The sequence below is a fragment of the Tessaracoccus sp. MC1627 genome (assembly GCF_014164725.1).
Classification (GTDB): Bacteria; Actinomycetota; Actinomycetes; order Propionibacteriales; family Propionibacteriaceae; genus Arachnia.
On sequence record NZ_JACJGA010000004.1, the window covers coordinates 106,384 to 125,023 of the forward strand.

Below are 18,640 nucleotides of genomic sequence, written 5' to 3' on the forward strand. Positions count from 1 at the left end.
CCATGTGGACATTGCTCTTCTTTGCGCTCGCGGCAATGAGCGGCGCATGGGCACTCAGTAAGTTTCCGTTGGCGGTTGCCAGTCAATATGCGAGCATCGCTCAGGCGGTCCTAGCCGTGTTCGGGCTTTCCGCTATTGCCTTCGCGGTCCTCGGCCTCAAATCATCTCTTCAGCACAACGTCTCTACCACTGCCATGACCGCCGCTGCCTCCGGGACTCTGACCGATCACCGAGATCGGCCACCGTGGCACTGGAGATTACATCCATGGCGATACCCCGATGTTAAGGCCATCCCGTGCCTCTACTGCGGTCGTTTCACAGTGGTTTCTATTCAACAGGGACACGTGGGCATCGGGGCTTGTCGGAGGTGTGGCCATGATATCTACGTGAGTTGCACAGACGAAGGACCGAAGTCCCAGTTTTCCTTCAAGGTTGCCCGTGCGGGCGTGCCGTTCTCCATTGTATACGTGGGAATGATTCGTCTGGGCGGATTCTCCCATATACTGGAAGCGCGGATTGCCGACTATAACCTACCCTCTAGGGCCCGTGCCAACGCCAAGGTGCGCAAAGCCTCAAAAGGAAGAAGCAAGATCTCCAACACCTGGGATCAGACTGTTGAATCTATTCTCTTAGAGGGATTTCGTCTAGACATGCCGGAGCGTTCAAGCCCGGTGCTTCGAGACAAACTGCTCGCGGCCTTTGGCATGTCCATGTTGGCTCTAACCATGCTGTACCTGAAGGGCATTGTCGGCGCCGCCTTGATCTTTGGTGCTGGGCTTCTGCTGGTTTTCTGGTTCAATGCCTGGAATCTCAAGCGGCGTTTCCGGAGTCTTTATGCCAACGAATCGACATTTGTTGCGTACCTCGAGCGTCCCGGAGGTCGTTGGGCCGTCACGAGTCTCCACCGAGCCGGTAGTCGCAGCGATTGGGAGCTGGAGCAGGTACTTGCGGGCGAAAGAACGACGGACCGGAAGGACGACACGTGGAGCGATGCGCTGGGAGACTCGTTGACACTGGAGTCCCTCGGCGATGTTTGCCTGTTTGCAGATCAACATGGTATGCGATTGTCGGTTCGCGCCAACATTGCGCTGATCTCGCCTCTACTCAGTCTCGGCTTCGTACCATCAGATGAGCCAATCGAGAGAGGCCGAGTGGCCATGGTTCGATCACCTTCTCGGACGAAGCCCAGGCGCCTCGACGCCGGTGGGGTGGGGGTGCAACCGAAGAATCCACTGCTGTCATGAGCGGTTCTGCTTCACTGCGCCGGCCAATTTCGGAGGCTCACCCACGGTGTATGGACTGTGCCAGCGAGCCGCGCAAGAGGATGGGTTATCCCGCGCTGTGAGCGGCAGCCTGTTGCGGCATTGAGGTGCTCTGACGTTGTCCGTTGGTCGTGGCCAGAGGCTGCCTGCAGAATCGGGGGGATGGGGCCTCTCAGTCTGCGTGGGATGCCTGGCGCAGCGCGCTGGAGGGCGCAACCTCCATCTACCCCGGTGACGATTGGCGCAATGGTGCCCTGCTGACGCCCGTGGAGGCACCCGAGCTCAGCGCTCTCACGCCCAACGACATTGTCCAGCTCCCGCGCGAGGGTTACCTGAGCGCCGTCGCAGTAGCCGAGGAACAGACCTGACTTCCACAACACCCTCCTTTGATCGCCGCGGGCGCGAGCAGATGCCCTAGTCACGAGAGCTTCTCGTTGAGAATCGGGGCACTAATTCGCGGGGCAGGGTGGGGCAGAGCGTGCACACCAAGGCACGTCGGTGGACCTCTCCGACGCTGTTGGCGCCGCGGCGGAGCCCCATGAGCCAGGTGTGTCTCGCCCCTGTCGGTCGGTACGCCTGGCCTTCAGAGGGCCCTCTCAGCCCCGAAGTGGCCCTGCGGACAACCGTCGGTCCGCCGAGGCACGGAACGGCGCCAGCGGCTGGGCGCGACACCAGCGGCGTGGTGGTCAACGGAAGGCCTCGGCGGCTCGTCCTGATCCAGGTGCGAGCAGCCCTGGCTCATTTGCGACTCCTTGGCGGGGCACTAAATCTGGGCCTAGTTGTGGAAGTCAGGACAGACAACGAGAGACGGCACGATTTCGTTCCTGGACCTGCACGAGTTCGGCGAGGAAGTCGGGCGCACCTTCCGTGCCATCCCGCAAGAGATCGAGCCGATCACCGCGAATCTCTCCATAGCGAACATGGACTTCAGCGACTTCGCCGACTACGCAGACGCTGACGGCATCTTCCGAGGCCTTTAGCGGCACCCTCGAAACATCCGCAACTAGAAGCCGCCAGCCGTGCGGATCACGCTCCGTCAGGGCGAGGTCGCGCACGAGGGAGCAAAGACGGTCAACAGTCTCGGTGGGCCTGGGGGTTCTCGCCGCGCGAAAGGGCACTCGCGCGTAGCCTTGTTGCATGGCGGATCGATGGTCACCGCTCGATCGAGCGATCTATGGGGCAGAAGACGACGAGGAACGGCCTCGAGGGCAATCGGAGCGGCGGGGTGCAGACAACTAGCCTCCTGATTGAGCGCAGCGGTCCCGCCGTCATAGCCCCGACGGGTGATGCCGTCAGTGGCGGCTCATCGGTATACATCCGGACGTCTTTCGATGCCGAGGAGCGTCCCAGCGCCCAAAGCACCCCCGAGCACGTCGCCTCCTCGCTTCGTCTGGCACGTGACCAATCCGATCGATCATCGAGCAGAACCAGTCAACGTTGCCGTCAAAGCCGCCAGTCAGACGAACCACCTCGTGGGTTCGCATACCGCGCAGCACGGAGTGGTATACAGGGGTCATCATCATCCGCAGGGGGGAACGACCATGGCTGACAAGATTGTCTTTATCGCCTTCGCCAAGGAGGACGAGAGGATCCGCGATCTGTTCGTCGGGCAGCGATTGTTAGGAACAACGCCCTATGACTGGACCGACATGAGCGTCAAGAAGCCTTACGATGAAGAGTGGAAGGAGCGCGTTCGCACGCGCATACGGCGCTCCGATGGCGTGATCGCACTAATCAGCAGCAGCACACCGCAGGCAGCCGGAGAGCTGTGGGAAATCTCGTGCGCCCGCGAGGAGGGCAAGCCACTGCTGGGCATCTGGATCGAGAAGGGCTACGCGACGAAGCCTACTGAGATGGGGCCAGCCCCCTGTAGAGACTGGACTTGGAACAACGTCGGCGATTTTATCAACGGACTGTGACGTGCTCCGCCGCGCCCTTGTTGTTGGCATTGATAACTATCCGCAATTTGGACACCTTGGGGGGTGCGTAAATGATGCCCATGCCCTGGCACCGTTGCTAGCGCGCAATGAGGACGACTCGCCGAATTTTGACGTACGAACCCTGACCGCATCCGTTGGCGCGCAGCTCGTTGGGCGGGACGCACTTCTCGATGCGCTCCGCACGTTGTTTGGGCCAGGCGTAGACATGTCGCTTCTGTACTTCGCGGGCCATGGAGCTCCAATCGGTGACAATGGTGATGTGACACTGGCAACTTCTGACGGAACGAACGGCACGCCGGGTGTTCGTTTCATTGAAATCTTGGAGTTGATCAACGGCTGCGATCAGGAAGTAGCTGTGGTGCTCGACTGCTGCTTCGCTGGTGCCGCAGGCAGCGTTCCGGCTGCAATGAGTCCAGCTGCTGTTCTGCGCCAGGGTGTCTCCCTGTTGACAGCCAGCCGGGCCGACCAAAGTTCAGCGGAGACCCTGGATGGACGGGGACAGTTCTCCGCCTACCTCGAGGGAGCCCTCGAGGGAGGGGCGGCCGACGTCTTGGGTCACGTTACTGTTGCCGGCCTCTACGCGTACCTCTCAGAGGCGTTTGGGGCATGGGACCAACGACCCATGTTCAAAGCAAACGTTGACCGACTTCAGGACATACGGCGGTGCGACCCGTCGGTGCCATTAGCGACGCTACGAAGACTGCCAGAGTGGTTTCCTGATCCTGAGCGAGTCTTTCCACTTGACCCGACCTATGAGCCAGACAAAAGCCAGTCCGGACTGCCTCCCCACCCGGACAACGAAACGGTCTTTAAGCAATTGCAGAGGTGTGCCTCGTCGAAGTTGATCGAGCCTGTAGGTGCAGAGCACATGTACTTCGCTGCAATGCAGAGCGAAGGGTGTCGGCTGACGCCGCTGGGTCAGCATTACCGCCATTTAGCCGAAGGAGGTCGCTTTTGACCGTTTACGGGATCACCGGGCATCAAAAGGCCCCCGATGAGACCTGGGCGCTTCTATCCATGCGCCTTGGTGAACTGCTGAGTGGCCCAGCACCCGTCACGGGCGTCTCCAGTCTAGCCGTTGGGGCCGACCAGCGATTTGCCCAGGCGGTGCTCAGCCAGGGTGGCGAGTTGCATGTGGTCTTACCCAGCAAGAACTACCGATCTTCCATGGAAACGGATGTGGATCGAGATCGCTTCCAACAACTTCTCGCCGCAGCGACCACAGTTGAACAACTCAACTATCGGCAGCCGAGCGAGGAGGCCTATCTGGCGGCGGGGAGGCGTGTGGTGGACCTGTGTGACATGCTTGTCGCAGTCTGGGACGGCCTCCCCGCGCAGGGCAAAGGGGGTACAGCCGACGTGGTGGAGTACGCACGTGAGGTGGGCAAGCCGGTAGAGCTCGTTTGGCCTGCAGGATTGAGCCGCTGACGTCACGTACCACTGCCGCCGCTCTGGGGCTGGTGGGGAACCAGGGATGGCAGGCCTGCTACGGCAGGCTCGTTCTCGAGCGACCCTGTAGACCCGCTCCGGAGCATCTATCTAGCTGGGCTGTCCGCACGCACGCACGTACAGCACACAAGACATTCTGACCCGTTGAAACGGAGTAGTCGTGTTACAGCAGCGACTTGAAGAAAAGCCGGCGACACGCCGCTGGACCAGGTTGGAGGTCCTGAGGTATGCCGCAGTCACCATAGCAATCGTGGTCGGCGTTGTGTTAGTCGAGACCGTCACAGCTCGCGGAGTAACTGTGGCGGCCTTTGTTCTCGTCTACCTAACTGCTCCATTCCTGGCCTACCCAAGAGAGGCAAGGCGGTACTACTACATTCGAGCCCGTCTTGCGTCCTACGTCAAGTCGGTGAAGACGGGGTATGGCGTAAATATTGACCTTGGTTCAGAGACGGAGCAGCGGTCACTGGCGCTTGCCGGGCTCGTCAAACCATTTCGCGTGTTCATTTCCTCCACATTCAACGACCTTCTCAAAGAACGTGAAATCCTTGCTCAAGAAGTGTTCCCTCGGCTCGCTGTGGAGTGCGAGCGGCGGGGTGCGCTGTGGGCTCCCATCGACCTCCGCTGGGGCATTACAGAGTTGCAGCAAAATGCTGGCGAGGTGGTCAGCATATGTCTGTCCGCCGTGGAGCGGTGCCACCCCAACACGATTGGCATCCTTGGAAGCCGCTATGGCACGGTACTAGCTCTTGACGGGAAGGACGCGGGGCGGCTTCCTCAGTGGGTAGGTGAAGGTGAGAATCTTTCAATTACTCATCTCGAATTGCGACATGCTAGCAGTTTAGAGTCCCAGGTGATCAAAGTGTTTTGTCTAGTCCGCAACCCAGCCAGTGACTCGGACGCCGCGAGTTTAGCGACTTTGCGGCGTGAGCTCGAGCAATCGGCTGACGTCGTCACCGAGGTCGAATCGCCAGAGAGGCTTGCCGCCTTAGTGCACGAACATTTGCTCGACCGGCTTGATACAGAAGTGCCAGCCGGAAGCGACCACAGGCTCCTGCGTGAGATTTCTGCCCATGTGGTTCAGGAGCAGTTGCTGATTCGTCGTCCCCCACTGAATGAAGAAGTTTTGCTTGAGACGCGACATTGGCACGACCGCAAGAAAGTCGTCGCGCTTATTGGAGCACCCGGAAGCGGTCGCTCTACGCTACTGGCCACGTGGGGAAGCCGTTGGCGGGAAACCTATCCCGATGACATCGTCATCCTGCGGTTCGTAGGCTTGACCGAGGAGTCCCAGACGTGGACCGGCTTGCTTCGGAGCATCATGGCCGAACTCTCGCTGCGAACGGGACAGCCAATCGATCTCCCGCAGTCGGATGAAGAGCTGGCTGTGCTAGCAGCCTTCCGCATGCGGAAGATCCAGCCACAACAGCGGGTTGTCCTTGGGCTAGACGGCATCGAACGAATCTTTGCGCGTAGCGAGCTGGAGCGCCTCATGATTATGGGACTGGGGTGGCTCCCGCAACAGAGCCCTGCGACGACGATTGAGTACATCCCCATGGTTGTAACCGGGGCCGACGAATCGACGACCTACGCCTTCGATACAGCGACCGTTCAGGTGCCCGCGCTCAGCACGGAGGACCGCCGCACCCTTGTGCACTCCAGCCTGGCGAGCGCGGGCCGAACGCTGCTGGCCGAGGATGTCGAGGCCATAGTCGACCACCCGCAGACCGGGGACCCAGCCTTCCTCGGGCTCCTGCTGGACGAGCTGCACAGAGTTGGTTCTCACATGCAACTAGCGGACCGACTCTCCGCCCTGCTGAGGGCAACTTCGACCACGCAACTCGTGGGTGAAGTTCTCGCCCGGGTCACGTCCGATGTCAAGCCTGAACCTGCAGCCGATGTCACTGCTGTCCTGACGCTTCTAAGCGGGTCTGAGATCGGCTACACCGAAGCAGAAGTCCTCGGGATTGTCCGGAAACTCGTTCCTGGCTTTGACCAGGCCTCTCTTGAACTGGTGCGGTGGCGCTTGGCGAGCCTCATTACCGAGATTCAGGGCCAACTCCAACTGAGGACGGCATACCGTCACGACGTGAGCTCAGTGCTTCGTAATGGTGGACTCGAGGCCGAAACTCGCGCTGCCGTTCTCAGATGGTTTAGCCACCCAGACCGGATCCTCACCGGCAGAGCCGTACGAGAGGCCTGGCACTCAGCCGACGAGTCCGATGTTCGCATGCTGCACCGTATCGCTGTGAGGCCTGGCGGGTTGCGGGCGCTGCAGTCCACCCTCGGGTTGGGCTACCGGCAGGCATTGGCCTTGCTTGCCCGCCGTGCCTCGCAGAGCACTGTGGACCTCCTCGACACGACGATCGGCCCACTGCAGACGGAACTCCCGGACTTGGCTGCTTTAGTCAAGGCCTATATCGACATCGGCGAGGTCGAACGAGCAGCCGCTCGGCTCCCAGACTTGAGCTCCATCGGCGCCGACGACAGGGTGGTCCGCGACGAAGTCCTGCACCTGCGTGGTCGCCTTGGTGTGGTGGGCGCGATTTCGCTTCAGCCCAGTGACTGGAACCTGCTGCTTACCGAGGGGCTCAGCGAACGTTCCGATAAAGTGTATCTCGCGCTTACCGGGATGGGGGCGATCAGTATTCGTCGTGGAGCCTTCTTCTGGGGCAACAAATACTTCAAACAGACTGCGGACCTAGCCTTCAGCACAGGGAATGTGCCCTGGGTTGCGTTGGCCGGTCTGAACGCGATGGTTTCCTCTACCGAGGGAGTGGCCGACCCTCTCCGAACGGAGCTCGGATCCCTCATGCATGGATTCTTCGACAGACTCGCTTCGATTGGGTTCAACACGGGAGACCTGACACTGATCCTGGAGGGTCTTTGCCGCCGAGGGATCGCCGAGCTTGCTCTGGGCCGTGCTAACGAGGCCCGAGAGACGTTTCGGGTCGTTACGGAGAGCGCCCAAGAAGTGGGCCACGAGGGGTTTGTTGGACTGGGCGGACTCGGGGAAGCGGCTGCAGCCCAGGAGCTTGGTGACCCACGGATGATGCATGACCTCGAGCGGGAATACGGGGTGCAGGCCGCCGGCCTCCTCGAGGTGTTGCAGCGGCGTGCTCTAAGCTTGCTTGGCTGAGTCAGAGTTGACGCGCGTGATGCGCCTGAATCACCCCGGTGTGCCAGAGTCTCCAAACACACCGGGGGGATTCATTGCTCTAGTCCGAAGATGGACCTGCAGTCACGCCTTGCGCGTCATGTTCAGGCCGCTGGTTGAAGGGTGACCGTGTAGACGAGGGATTCGAGCTGGCGAACGTGCTGCCGTCTGGCTGCTTCGGTGTTTCGGTGCCGGTCGTAGGGGTCGTAGCCGAGGTCGCGATAGGGAATTTCGGGGTTCTGTATGAGCTCTTTAGCCGCGCCCTGGAGTCGGTGATTGCCGAGTGTACTTCTGGCGTTCCATGGTCGGAGGACCGCCGCTTGGCTCGACAGGAGTGACTCTTCGAGGTGGCGGAGTGACACCTGCCGCTCGCCTCGACCGAGGTGGTGGCCTCCTTCAGAGACGCCCGCATCTCCCGCCATCCGCGCGCTTGATCGTGCCGAGAAGCGGATGACCGCAGATTACGGAGTGGCGGGCTTCCACTTCGTTCGCGAAGTACCGGTTCTTCTGAGGTGGCATGACCGCGTACCGCTGACATCATCTCAGCACCGCGGCTTTGCGGCGCGCCGACGGCGCTCAGTTCATACCCTGAAGCATCCGACCATACCCATCGCCAATCCTTTACCGTGGTCACAGAACGACGGAGGGGTGGATGACAATACAGGCCACGTTGAACGGGACGAGGACACCGATCGAGAGGCGCGTGTTCGTTGACCTGTTCGAAAACTCGGTGGCGAGGAGCCGGGTGAAGTATCAGCGGGCGCTGGAGTCGGAGGAGATCGCTTTCGGCGATCTCATCGAGCTCTCCCGCAAGGCGGACATTCCCTACACGCTCTTCTTCGCGCCGCACGCTGTGGTGAGGGCTCAGATACAAGCCAAGACGGCAAAGCTGCTCCAAGGCATCACCAAGAAGACGTTCTCGCTCAACTCCCGGGCCATGGTGTCGCTGAGCGATATCGAGCTAATAGTGAAGGACCTCATCCGTAAGCAGGAACTGCTCAAGCGGTACGACACCACACTCGTGAAGAATCAGGTTGTGGGATGCATCAGGAAGTCGCGGGGGAGTGCTCGCGCAGACGCCGACGCGTTGCTGGATGCTCTCGAACTGAGCCCGAATGCGATCCGGTCCGCCAAGAGCAAGTCAGCAGCGCTCGAACTGCTCATCGGGCACCTGGAGTCACGCCAAGTGCTGGTGTCGAGGAGCGTTAACGGTTTCATGCCGCAGTCGCTCACCGGCGTCCAGTTCAGTGGTATCACCGTCCGGGATGCGAAGGTCCCCTACGTGTTCCTCGCGGGTGGCTCGCACGGGGACTTCGAAGAACCCGCTGGCCGGACGATTTTCACCTTGGCGCTGCTTTCAGTGCTCGTCGCATGCGGGAAGTTTTCGCCGGTGACCTATGACGGTCGGAGCATCCCAGAGGCCGCTCCCGGACGCGAGTATGAAGTCGTCGGGCAGATACTCATGCCTGACGCCGAGATGAAGGCTGCCGACCTGTCGTCGTTGGAGTCCCTGAAGGCGATCTCCGACCAGCTCAAGGTCACGCCCAGCGCGATCGCGGTGAGGGCGATGCTCCTCAGACTGATCGACAAGGAGGCCGCGCTCAGATATCTCGGCGACCTCGAACAGGAGTTTGCGCAGCGGCCGAAGTCGCAGGCGCGAACGCCCAAGGCGGTTAACGGCGTGCGTAAGTACAACGGACGGGAGTTCTCGGTCCGCATGCTCGACGCTCTCGACGCCGGGAGACTCTCGCAACGCACCTTCTGCCGCGAGGCGACCCTGAACCGGCTCCATCCCCACCAGATTGGCGACTTCCGGCTGGCGGTGCGATGAACGGGCGCAGGTACGTGATCGACAGCAACGCGCTGTCCAAGCTGACGCGCCCGCAGCGGGCCAGTGCGTTCTTCCGCGAGCATTGCCGGGTCCCGAGCGAAGTGATCCATGAGGCACGGTTCTTCGCAGACGAGGGCGAGTTCGACCACGTTGAGTACTCGACCACAGGGAGTCTGCTCAGCGTTCTGCGTGAGGTCATGGAGTCGGTCGCCATCGGTGACACGGGCCTCATCGACTTGTACGCCAACAAGGGCGCCGCCGACCCCATTCTCGTCGCGTGCGCGCTCGAGGCGAAGCGCAAGGAGGAGGCGTTCCTCCTGCCAATGACGTGGGCGATCGTCACCGACGATAAGGCCGTCCGCAGCAAGTCCGTGGACTTCGAGATCGAGACGCTGTCGAGTGCGGAGTTCTTGGCGCTGCTTCCACGGGCGGACCGGAGTGCCCCAGCGTAGGGCCGATAATTCCTTCTTCCGAAGCGCATCCGGACCTGGCGAGTCCCAGCGGCACTGCTCAGATCCGAGTGCGGTGCTGCCGCCGACCCGGAGCCCAGCGCCGTCGGCTGGGGCACTGGGGCGGAGTCCCGTTCCTGAGACGGAGGTAGCAAATCCAGGACCCATTTCAAGAACGCAACACCTGCCCGACTCGCAGTGAGCCAGCTGAATGCCGCGCCTTCAGCGGGTCATTCCAAGTAGTTCGCCTGGGACGACTTAACATCTACGGGAACCCTCGCGGTGAAGATCCCGCGGGATCTGTTGCATAGATCCCGGGCGACTATCCGCGCATGAGCAGGAGCCGGCCACGACAGATACCAACGGTGAATTCATTGAGTTACGCCTCTTGCTTTGGAACGGCCTCGGGGAATCTCGATTCCGTTCTGGGCGCGGACTCGATCTGCGAACTCCATCCTCAACTGCATGATCCTCTTCGAGGGCTGAGGAACTTTGTTGAGATTGGCTGGGGGGTCGAGGAGAGCTAGGACTCGCTGCTCAACTTTTCCGAGGTCTTCGTTCTGTGGACTTACCCACCATGACATGCTGAGGTTCTCGTGCATCCATCTGCTTAGTGCCTCTTCCCCTGGGTTCGCGAGACCGAAGTGCGTCGGCTTCACCGTCTGAGCGTCGTTGCGGCGTACAGGTTCGAGTGACAGTTCGTGCTGCAAGATGACAGCCAATGAACGGCGGAGTGTCGACCATCCCGTCTTCCCGGTAGAGAAGTGATCCGTCACGTCGCGGTGATGTAGGCTGCGCTCAGCTTTACCCACGTACAGTGGCCGTCTCTCACACGGAACGTCCCAGTCGAAGAAGTCGAGCGCTTCCGGTGGCTGGAGGTGGATTGCGTAGAGCCCCGGCCGACGGGGAACGCTCTCCAGAAGAGCGTGGTATCTGAGTCCCTGCCAATACAGTCCCTGAACAGCCTGATCCACTACGTCACTGGTCATACCCCCAATGTCGCACACGCCATCGTCCGAGTTGGTCTATTCGTGTGCCCAGCCAGCTACCGAGCAGTGATCAGCGCCCGCGCAGGGCAGGCAGCATGGTGTGCCCACCTCCGGCATGGGAGAGACCCTTGACCCGGTACTCCACCTTCTCCTTGGCGAAGGGCGGGCTCGATCTGACACGGCGTGACCTCCTCCTGTGTACCACGCTCGAGAGGACGCGTCTCCCGGGTCGAAGGTGGGTTTCAAGCGCTGCGGACACCCTTCGCCACAGGCCAACCCAGTCAGGAGACGGTGAGAGAGCCGCCGTTGAGGCACCACTCCGCCCGGACGAATCACAGCAAGCTAGATTGAGCATGAGTACCGGCTTGAGATTCCGCAGCCGAAGGGCTGCGGTCGTGCAGGGAACGAACGGAGGGATTGAGATGCACCGCAGATACCTCGGCCTCATGCTTCTCTGTGTCATTTCCCTTACGAGCTGCACATTGCAGCTCTCCATCCCTCCCTTGGCCGAGAGCCGCCCGGCGGAGACCACTTCGACTAGCCGCGCGGACAGCGCCTCGTCCACCACGATTGCAGACTCCCCCATCCCCAGTGAGCAGTCCGGCGAGATCACGTCCGATAGACCAGGCGAGTGCCCCCTGAATATCGTCCTGCCCGATGGAGTAGACCCCCGCGCCTGTGGCCCGATTCCGGACGACGCCTCTAATGGTTACCGCGGGGAGCGATTTATCACGCCGTCCGGCAACATCGCCTGCAGAATGAATGAGGGGACGGTGATCTGCGAGGCATTGGATACCGTCATGATCTCAGACTTCCACAATCCCGAGGGGGATGGCCAGTGCAATGGCTTCCTACTCGAGCGCTCACCTTCCCTCTTGTGCCACAGCGAGTTAGTGCTGTGGAGTGAACCCGGAACACTGGATTGGCCAGAGCTGCCTTACGGTGAATCGGTCTTTGTCTTCGAACAGGTCTGCGCTGTAGACAACCAGGGGCTTACCTGCTGGAACAGCGAGTCTGGCCACGGTTTCTTCCTCTCGCGCTCCCGCTATAGCCATTGGTGAACTGAGTCGCCTACAGGGTGCAGGGTCCCGTCGTGCCCTTCAGGCCGATGAGGGCGCGAGTGACCCTGCGGAGCCCTTCTAGTTAGCATCTGGTCGTTGCCGCGAGGTGCGGGTCACATCGGTCGGTGGCGATGGCTGTGCGGCCGACGCGAGTATGGCTTGGAAGCAGAAGCCGCAGGGTACGGCCGACGTGCGTCTGCAACACGAGACTGACAGACCGTCGCCGTGGCTCGAGCCGCGGAATCGCCAGGAGGATGGAATGGCAGACGACACCGATGGCCGGGTGGCCGTATACATCGACTTCGACAACATCGTGATGTCCAGGTACAACCGACTTCACGGCCGCGGCGCATTCCAGTCCGACAGGTTTGCCAGATCGATGCCACGGACCGCAAGGCGGAACCGCTGGTTCCCGATCGCATCCGGCAGGCAACTGTCGACATCGGCGGGGGTGGCGTCATCCGAATGCGCTGATTCGCTGCGATGACGGCGCCTCCACCGGGGGCTGCTTGTCTCTTCTAGGCTGCCGCCGAGCGACCTGATCGAGGCTGGGTTGACGCGAACGCACGAACTGACCAAGAGCCCTGATTGCGACACTTCGGTCCGTCCTTGAGCGACGCAGGGGTCGTAGTGGCTAGAGGCAACGGGCCTGAAGTTCGCCAACTGAGGTCAGACTCTGCGCGACCCTTCACGACCTACTCCTCTCCTATGCTGCAGGTGCGCTATCTCGGGGTACTTCGACGTTTCCTGACTGGTCTGGGCGGTGTGGTTTCGCAGGATGTTGCGCAGGGCGGCTGCCACCTTCTCGGGGTCTCGTCCTGTCAGTGTCTGGGCCAGTGTTGTGAGGTCGGTGCCGGTGGCCTGAAGCAGGCTCAGGTTCGTCTGCGTGTGTTGCCATGTTTCGGCGGTGCAGAGTGCGGGGTTGACGGCTTCGGCCCAGGGGCGCCAGTCGATCTCCACCTGGCCACCGGGCTTGTGTTGGGCCAGGGTTGCTGTGACCACGGCGGCGGGGACTCTGGCGAGGCCTTGGGCCAGCAGGTTGGTGTCGGCGCCGGCTTGGTGGAGCTCGTCGAGCCTGGCAGCTATCGATGGCCACTCCTTCGCCCCGGCGAGTCCGGTGGTGTCGGCCCACTGCTGCCAGCGTTCAGTGGCGGGCTGGTCGAGGCGGCGTCGCATCGCCCGGGTCTGTTCCTTGGCTTGGTCGGCGGCTTCGGTGGGTGTGGTGGTCCAGGCGCTGACCCGCGCCACCAGGAGGGGGGTTTGGTCTTCGGGGACGTGGTGCAGTTCGTCGCCCCAGGTGGTGGCGGGGCGGGCGGCGATGATGTCTGCGATCTGGCGGTCGGCCTCGTTGGGGTCGAGGAAGGTGGCGCGGTCGCGGACCATCAGTTGCGCCTGGGGCATGGTGGCAGTGATGAGGGCGTCGTGGAGAGCGTCGGGTCCGTGCTGTTCGAACAGCTGTGCCGGGTCGCTGCCGGTAGGCAGGATCAGGCGGCGGGGGTCGTGGCGGTGCTGCGCGAGAAGCCAGAAGGCGTTCTCGGCTGCGACGTGGCCGGCGTTGTCGGAGTCGGTGGCGATCAGTGGCGTTGGCCCGCCGCGGAGGAGGAGGACTTGTTCGGGGGTGAGGGTGGTGCCGAGTGGTGCGACGCCGATGAAGGTGCCTCGGCCGGCGAGGGTGACGGCGATGGCGTCCATCGGTCCCTCCACGATCACCGGTGTGGCGGTGCCGTGGAGGTGGTGGTGGCCGTAGAGCACGTCTCGCTTGGCGAAGAGGGCGCCGGTGGGGCTGTTGAGGTACTTCGGCCCGTGGTCGTCGCTGGCGTCGGGGTGCCGTCGGCCGACGAAACCGACGATGACGCCTTCGTGGTGGATAGGGAGGGTGGCGCGGTCGCGGAATCGGTCGATCACGTTGCCCTGCCGGGTGGTGCTGGCAACCCCGGCCGCCAGCAGCTCGTCAGTGGTGAACCCTTCCTTGCGCAGATGACTGACCAGACTGGACCAGCCGGCGGGTGCGTGACCGATCCGGAACCGTGGGTCGCCGGTGAGATCCTGCCCGAACCGCTTCGAGAAGTACTGGTGGCTCCAGCTGCCGGCCAGCTGAGTCTCGAAGAACTCGGCCGCCGCTTTGGTGACCTGTGCGAGGCGCTGCGGTGTGTGGGGGGTATCGGCCCAGCGGTCGGCGGCGGCGAAGGTTTGGTGGAGCTCGAGGTCGGTGAAGTCGGGGTCGGTCCGTTCCCGCAGCCGGGCGGCTTCGGCGAGGTCGGCGGTGCGGGTGGACCAGTCGATCTCCTCGATCCCCTCGGGCGGCAACTCATCGGGATGCGGCGGCTCGACCTCGTCCGGTGGTGGGGTGGTGATGAGCTGGTGGGCGCGCCACAGCATCGCCTGGCACGCATCATCGAACCCGGACACCTCCGCCACGGGGGCGATCAGGTCGTCGACGTGGATGCCCTGCTGTGTGCCGTGGGTGATGGTGGCGGCGAGGTGTGTCCACCAGGGACTGGCTTCCAGATCAGCCGCGGCCTGGTAGCCGAGCCGTTCCACTAGAGCGCCTTCCCAGGAGGGGAGGGTGGGTCCGTCGACCGCGGCGAGGTGGCGGCTGAGGCGCCACCACAATGCGGCGGCGGGCTGCTCCGCCGGCAGCGGCCCGTCCGCCACAGCTGCGGCGAGGTGCTCGGTGATCGGCACCCCTGCGTTGTGGAGGGAGGCGAGGCGGTGCGCCAGGGTGGTGGCGTAGGGGTCACGGGGTAGGTCGGGGCGGATGTCGCGCAGGAGGTCGGTCCAGATCGTGACGGGGTGGGCGGGTCGGAGCCGGTTGGTGAGGTGTTGTTGCCAGTGGTGCGCGGCGGCGCCGAGCTGGGCGGGTCCGGTGGGTCGGCGGTCGGATCGTTCGACCTGCCAGGCGGCCCGCCACACCTCCACCTCGGCCACGCTTGACGAGGTCAACGTCTGCCCCGGCAACGCCCACACAGGCCGCCCGATGGTGGCGGCGGCGTCGCGGACTTCGGCGGCGAAACCACGGACCTGGGCGGCTCGTGACTCGAGGTAGGGGCCCCACTGGTCGTGGTGGGCGAGTGTCTCCGGGATGCCGGTGAGCCAGGGGAGTGGCCCTGCAGTGTCGGGGTGGGGGAGTCGCCAGGTCAGCACTGCCGCCGGATCCTGTGCGGTCGACAGCTCTCGCGCATCGACGGCATCTCGCAGCAGCTGAAGCGGTGAGGGCGACGTCTCGCCGCCGGCCGAAAGAAGGAGAAGCTGGGCGCGCAAGGTTGGCCACGCCGCGCACGAGGTCAACTGATCGACCACCTGATCAGCCTGCTCGTCGAGGTCTCGGGCTGCCTCCGAGTGGAGGTGTTCGACCGCAACGCTTAATGCGTCGCTGTAGCGGGCCACCGCATGGCCGAGGCGGGTGTGCGCGTCGACGGCGTGGCGGGTTTCGGTGGTGACGGAGCGGGAGGACCCGTCGCGGGCAAGGATAGATTCGAGGATGTCGCCTGCGGTGACCGGCCGCAGCGTGGTGGGGTGGATGGGGGAGTTCTCCCCGCCGCCATCGACCACCTCCACATAGGCATGGTTCGCCTGCCGGCCCCGGCTCATCGCCACATACAACTGCTGCCGCGACTCGGCCCCGGTGAGGACGGTGTGGGTGGTGTCGACGGTTACACCCTGGGCGCCGTGGACGGTCACCGCATAGCCGAGTTCGACGCTTTCGGTGACGTAGGCGGGGGGCAGTTGAATTCGGGATCCGGTGAGACTGTGTACGGCTTGGATTGCTCCGGTGGGGGTGACGTTTGTGATGGTCCAGCGGTCTCCGTTCTTGACCCAGTCGGTGGCGCTGACGGAGAGTCGACGGTCGTTGAGCCGGGTGACGATCACATCGCCCTCCGAGGCGAGGTTCCCGTCCGCGAGCGCGGCGACGGGACCTTGGAAGGTGCCGCCGGTGTCGGTGAGGCGGTGTTCGCGGGCCCATTGGTTGAGTTGGGCGACTTGGTCGCGGGTGCCGGCGAGCATCACGGTGTCGAGGCCTGTCTCGCGGTCTTGTATCCAGCCGTCGAGGGCGTCGCGTAGGACGGTTTCATCCGAGCCGGCATGGATGCGGTTGTGGTCGAGATAGAAGCCGAGTGCCTCGGGTCGGCCGCCGCGGAGTGCGAGGGAGGCGGCTGCTTCAGCGGGGTCGGCGAATCGCATGATCTCGGTGAGCTGCACGGCGCCGTGGGTGTGGGCGATGTCCCGCAATACCCCGCCGGCGCCGATAGCGGCGAGCTGCTGATCATCCCCGACCAGGCGCACCGACGCCCCCCGCGCCATCGCGAATGCGATGACGGTGGCGAGGGTGGGGGTGTCGGCCATGCCCGCTTCGTCGATGATGATCAGCGTGTCCGACCCGATCATGGCAGTGACGTCTCGGGGTTGGCGGTTGAGGTCGTAGGCGACCTTCGCCAGGGTGGTGGCGTGGCCGACGTGGTCTGCCAATAGGCGTGCTGCGACGGCGGAGGGGGCGAGCCCCACGACGCTGCCTCCGCTGTCCAGCCACGCGCGGGCAAGTGCCGCCAACGCGGTGGTTTTGCCGGATCCGGCTGCTGCGAGGGCGAGCTGAACCCGGCGTCCGCTGGTGGCCATCTCGCGCACCAACGCGACTTGGCCGGCGGTGAGAGTGATGCCGTTGGCGGTCGCCGACAGCAGCGCCAGCGACACGTCCGCCTCGCTCGCTTGCCGGCCATCGAGGAGTGTCGCTGCGTCGGTGATGGTCTGTTCTGCTTCGATCATGGCGGTGGAGGTGAACCGTCGGCTCCCGACAGTGCTGTACACCGACTGACCGTCTGTGCGGCGCAGGACCTGGGGATCGCTGATCGGATCGACCAACCCCTCCAACGCGACGCAGCGAGCGGTCGCCGCAGCCAGCAGTAGGGCCGTGAGGTGGATGGCCTGCTCGGGGTGGGTGGCGCGTTCCCGGGCCCTGCGTGAGGCTTCGGCCTGGAGGTGCCACACCGTCCACGACGCACGCGACAGACCCATCCTTGTCACCATCTCGTCGGCCACCGACGAGACCCACTCCGCGGTCGGCGCCGGCCCGGCCACTCTGGCCGCGGCGTGCACGTCGGCGAGCATCCGCGACACTCCGTCCGGGCCGAGGACCGCTGCGGCTTGCACGGCCCAGGTTGCCCGCTGCTGGGTCAGGGAGCGGGGTTCGTGCTTGGCTTGGCGGGTCTCCAGGGTGGCCTGCTGTGCCAACGCGATCGCTTCGGCCGGTGTCGGCGGACGATGGTGTGAACGCTGGAAGTCGACGGCGAGCTCGGCCTGGCGGGCCACGATCGCTGCCCGACGGCTCGACCACGCCTCACGCAGTTGCGCCGGCACGCCGGCGATCTCCCGCACCGGTCGCTTCGCCGGATCACGCGCAACGTCGGCCGCGAAACGCACACCTAGACGGGCCGCCAGGTGGGCTTCCAGCTGGGTGTTGTAGACCTCTGAGACGCTGACCATCCCCGCGAACAGGGGTCGGCCGTCGATGGCCAACCAGTGCCCGTCGAGGGTTTGGACTTTGTTCGCGATCGCGACATGGGTGTGGAGATTGGGATCCCCGGCCCGCGAATCCCGGTGGGTGAACGCGGCTGCGATCAGGCCGGTGACCTCGACCTGCCGCACCCCACCGGCACCGCGACGCGAGTACAGCACCCGCTCCTCCAAGTACCGCAGGGCGTCGGCGACGGCGGCGTTGTGAGCCTCCTCAATCTCCGCAGCCATCGCCTGCGGTGCGACCGCCCACAGCGCTGAGACGGACTTCACCGGCGTGAACGTCACATCGAATCCCGCGCACGCCGTCGACGGATTCCGCGTCAGGCGCGCGACCTCTGAGGAGAGCTCCAGGCTGCTCGGCGCCCTGCCCATCCGGGCCTCGAATCTTCCTGTGGCGAGCTCGTTGCGGATCTGAGCCCGGACATCGACCGGGACCGTGGCGTTACTGCCGAGACCGTTGGCCGCTGCCCATTGGCTGCACCGGATCGCGACCTCCTGCTGGAACACGGTGGCCGCCTCAAGCACCCTGAACGGCGACCCCAGCCGCGCCGCGTGACGGACCTGATCCACGGTGGCGCCCCTCGGCAGGGCGGCGACTCGGGCCTCCATATCGGGATGATTCCCCGCCCCGAACAAGGCCCGCATCTGCACCTCCGACACCGGACTCCCAGGCTGCATCTCCAGCGCCACGAGGCCGGTGCCGACCCACCGACCGGGCAGCTCGCCCCTCTCGGTGTAGTAGCTCGTCAGCGACGCGTGACCCTTCTCCGTCGAGTCCTGCGCAGCGACCTGCCGGGTCAGGTAGTCATAGCCCGACCCGGCAGTCAGCTTGTGCAGAGACGCCGTCATACCCCCTTTGAACCCGCACTCGACCCCGCCACAGCGCGAACCGTCGTGCAAGAGGTGTGTTCGACATCAAGGGCGGGGGTACATACCGGCACTCGGGCAGGGCGGGTTCTAGGGCGTGACAGGGGTTGTCGGTGTATCGCGGGGG

Annotated in this window: 10 protein-coding genes; 8 read left to right on the top strand and 2 right to left on the bottom strand. The window is 63.7% G+C overall.

Features of this window, described 5'->3' with window-relative positions:
• The first annotated feature begins 11 nt into the window (after window positions 1–11).
• The 8 genes from H5399_RS09050 to H5399_RS09085 all read left to right on the top strand — a co-directional run bounded on the left by H5399_RS09050 (window position 12) and on the right by H5399_RS09085 (window position 10,088).
• Entirely contained in the window at window positions 12–1,244 is a 1,233-nt protein-coding gene (locus H5399_RS09050) for a hypothetical protein (RefSeq protein ID WP_182782729.1), read from the top strand.
• 797 nt (window positions 1,245–2,041) lie between these two features.
• A complete protein-coding gene (locus H5399_RS09055; protein WP_182782730.1) occupies window positions 2,042–2,242 on the top strand; it encodes a hypothetical protein in 201 nt (66 codons plus the stop codon).
• 561 nt (window positions 2,243–2,803) lie between these two features.
• Window positions 2,804–3,181, top strand: a complete 378-nt coding sequence (locus tag H5399_RS09060) for a TIR domain-containing protein (protein ID WP_182782731.1) — start codon at window positions 2,804–2,806, stop codon at window positions 3,179–3,181.
• Window position 3,182: 1 nt separating this feature from the next.
• Window positions 3,183–4,160, top strand: a complete 978-nt coding sequence (locus H5399_RS09065) for a caspase family protein (protein ID WP_182782732.1) — start codon at window positions 3,183–3,185, stop codon at window positions 4,158–4,160.
• Window positions 4,157–4,630, top strand: a complete 474-nt coding sequence (locus H5399_RS09070) for a hypothetical protein (RefSeq protein WP_182782733.1) — start codon at window positions 4,157–4,159, stop codon at window positions 4,628–4,630. Before H5399_RS09065 ends, H5399_RS09070 begins: the two co-directional genes overlap by 4 nt.
• Before the next feature lie 181 nt (window positions 4,631–4,811).
• Complete coding sequence (locus H5399_RS09075; protein ID WP_182782734.1) at window positions 4,812–7,787, top strand: DUF4062 domain-containing protein; 2,976 nt, start codon at window positions 4,812–4,814, stop codon at window positions 7,785–7,787.
• Between the two features lie 670 nt (window positions 7,788–8,457).
• Entirely contained in the window at window positions 8,458–9,636 is a 1,179-nt protein-coding gene (locus tag H5399_RS09080; RefSeq protein ID WP_182782735.1) for a hypothetical protein, read from the top strand.
• Window positions 9,633–10,088 carry a hypothetical protein gene (locus H5399_RS09085; RefSeq protein ID WP_182782736.1) on the top strand — a complete coding sequence of 152 codons (456 nt, stop codon included), beginning with the start codon at window positions 9,633–9,635 and terminating at the stop codon, window positions 10,086–10,088. The genes H5399_RS09080 and H5399_RS09085 overlap by 4 nt, the downstream gene beginning before the upstream one ends.
• Before the next feature lie 368 nt (window positions 10,089–10,456).
• Here H5399_RS09085 and H5399_RS09090 read toward each other — a convergent pair whose 3' ends face one another.
• Together H5399_RS09090 and mobF are read right to left on the bottom strand one after the other, a co-directional pair.
• The gene (locus H5399_RS09090; protein WP_182782737.1) at window positions 10,457–11,074 is read right to left on the bottom strand and encodes a GIY-YIG nuclease family protein; all 618 of its coding nucleotides are present in this window, start codon (window positions 11,072–11,074) and stop codon (window positions 10,457–10,459) included.
• A 1,730-nt stretch (window positions 11,075–12,804) separates the two neighbouring features.
• On the bottom strand, window positions 12,805–18,495 hold the full coding sequence (gene mobF / locus H5399_RS09095; protein ID WP_182782738.1) for a MobF family relaxase: 5,691 nt from the start codon (window positions 18,493–18,495) through the stop codon (window positions 12,805–12,807).
• Window positions 18,496–18,640 lie beyond the last annotated feature (145 nt).